The 2510-nt window shown below is 61.8% G+C and carries 1 pseudogene (cut by a window edge); it reads left to right on the plus strand.

What is annotated here, in order from left to right:
• Nucleotides 1–2359, plus strand: a pseudogene (locus A3H92_13520) (hypothetical protein) (it extends 3335 nt beyond the left edge of the window).
• Nucleotides 2360–2510 lie beyond the last annotated feature (151 nt).

A 2510-nucleotide genomic window follows, 5' to 3' on the forward strand; every position in this document is an offset into this window, starting at 1 on the left:
CGGCGCCGCCGTCGAGGACGGCGCGGCGCAGACCTTCAACTTTACTGCTACCGATGCCGATGCCAATGACGCCTTGACCTTCACCATCGACAACCAGCCCGCCGAGGGCACGGTCGTCAATAACGGCGACGGCACCTTTACTTTCAACCCCGGCGCCGACTTCCAGAGTCTGGCCGCAGGCGAAACCCGCGACGTTACCTTCAATTACACGGTTTCCGACGGCCACGGCGGGACCAGCACGGCGACGGCGACGATCACCGTTACCGGAACTAACGATGCGCCGACCGTCGGCGATGTGAATGTCACCCTGGTGGAAAGCACCCAAGCCGGCGGCGCCGAAAGCATCAACATCACGCTGATCGACAGCGACCAGAACATGGGCCACGGCAATGACGCCGACGGCAATGATGAAGACAACCCCGGCCAAGGCCATGGTCATGGCCGCGATAGTGACAACGACGAATTGAGCATCTCCGTCGATCAATCGGCCCTCAATTACGGAACGGTGACCATCAATGACAACGGGACGGTTACCTATAACGCCAATATCGACCCGAACACCGGCGAGAGCATGCTTAACAGCCTTGCCGAGGGTCAGCAGGTCACGGAGACCTTTACCTACACGATTACCGACGAGCATGGCGCCACGGTAACCAAGACGGCGGTGATCAACATCACCGGGACCAACGACGCGCCCGAACTCACCTCCTCCATCGCCGATCAAACGGCGGAGGAAGATACGGCGTTCAGCATGGATGCTTCAGCCAACTTCGCGGATGCCGATCTCGGCGATACGCTGACCTTCAGCGCCACCCAGGCCGACGGCAGTCCGCTTCCGAGCTGGATGTCCGTCGACTCCGCCACCGGGGTTATTTCCGGCACTCCGACCAACGGCGACGCCGGCGATATTTCCATCCTGATCACGGCCACGGATTCCAGCGGGGCCACGGCATCGGATACGATTGCCCTGAATGTCGGCGGGACTGCCGACGCGCCGACGCTGACGGTCGCCGATGTTTCCGGCAACGAGGATACGGCGATCTCGCTGGATATCTCCTCGGCGCTGACCGACAGCTCCGAAACCCTGTCGATCACCATCTCCGGCGTGCCTGCGGGCGCGATGCTGTCGGCGGGAACCGATAACGGCGACGGTTCATGGACTCTCAGCCCGGCGCAGTTGTCCGGCCTGACCGTTACCCCGCCCGCCGGCGACGCCGCCGACTTTACCCTGACGGTGACCTCTACCTCTACCGACGGCGGCAGCACTGCGTCCGCCATCGGCACTATCGACGTGGCGGTGGCGGCGGCGGAAGTCGCAGCCGATACCACCGCTTCCGACCCGACGCTGAACGCTTCGGCCGTTACCACCAGCTTCGGCGAAGGCGACAGCGATGGCGGCGAGGGCGGCGGCGATGGCGGCGAGGGCGGCGGCGATGCGGAATACACCGTTATCGAGTTGACCATCTCCTCGGCGCTGACCGATGCCGACGGTTCCGAATCCCTGTCAACGGTTATCAGCGGCATTCCGGACGGCGCCACCCTGTCGGCGGGCACCGATAACGGCGACGGTTCGTGGACGCTGACTCCGGCCCAGTTGTCCGGCCTGACCATGAATGTCGACAGTTCGATCAACCATGATTTCAACATCACGGTCACTTCAACATCGACGGAAAGCAACGGCGGCGATACCTCCAGCGCCTCCACCACCGTCGCCATCAGCGCCGTTAACGACGGCGTCGATCTCGAAGGCAACAGCGGCGCCGATGCCCTGACCGGCACCAGCGACTGGGACACCCTTGACGGCAACAGTGGAAACGACATCCTTAGCGGTCTGGGCGGCAATGACGAACTCAGCGGCGGCGAGGGCAACGATACTCTCGACGGCGGCTCCGGCAACGACACCCTTGAAGGCGGCTCCGGCGATGACACCCTTAGGGGCGGCGAAGGCAATGATATCCTTAAGGGCAACTCCGGCAATGACACTTTAGATGGCGGCTCCGGCGATGATACTCTTGGGGGAAGCTCCGGCAGTGATACGCTTGAGGGCGGGACCGGCGATGACACCCTGACCGGCGGTGGCGGCAACGATACCTTCACCTTTGGTTCCGGCGACGGCGATGACACCATTACCGACTTTAACATCGGCGATGTCCTGACCTTCGAGGGCGCCGAGTTCGACCCCGCCAACCTGCAAGTAACCCAGGACGGCGACGACGTGGTCATCACCTTCGGCGGCGTCAATGACACCTCGGTAAGACTTGAAGACACCAGGGTCGAAGATATCCAGAATGACGACGGCGGGTATAACGTGACCCAGGTTGACAGCAACACCGTCACCCTGACCGTCGATAACAGCTAACCGGGATTGGCTCAGGTTGAACACAGAGGCACAGAGGCGCAGAGAAGGTTAAGCGAAGTTTTTTCCTGCTTTTTCTTTATTTTCTCTGTCCTCCTCTGTGTCTCTGAGCCTCTGTGTTTCATTAAGCCCCTTACCCCCCGTCATGGCCGGA

Source organism: Rhodospirillales bacterium RIFCSPLOWO2_02_FULL_58_16 (assembly GCA_001830425.1).
In the GTDB taxonomy this organism is placed as follows: Bacteria; Pseudomonadota; Alphaproteobacteria; order Rhodospirillales; family 2-02-FULL-58-16; genus 2-02-FULL-58-16.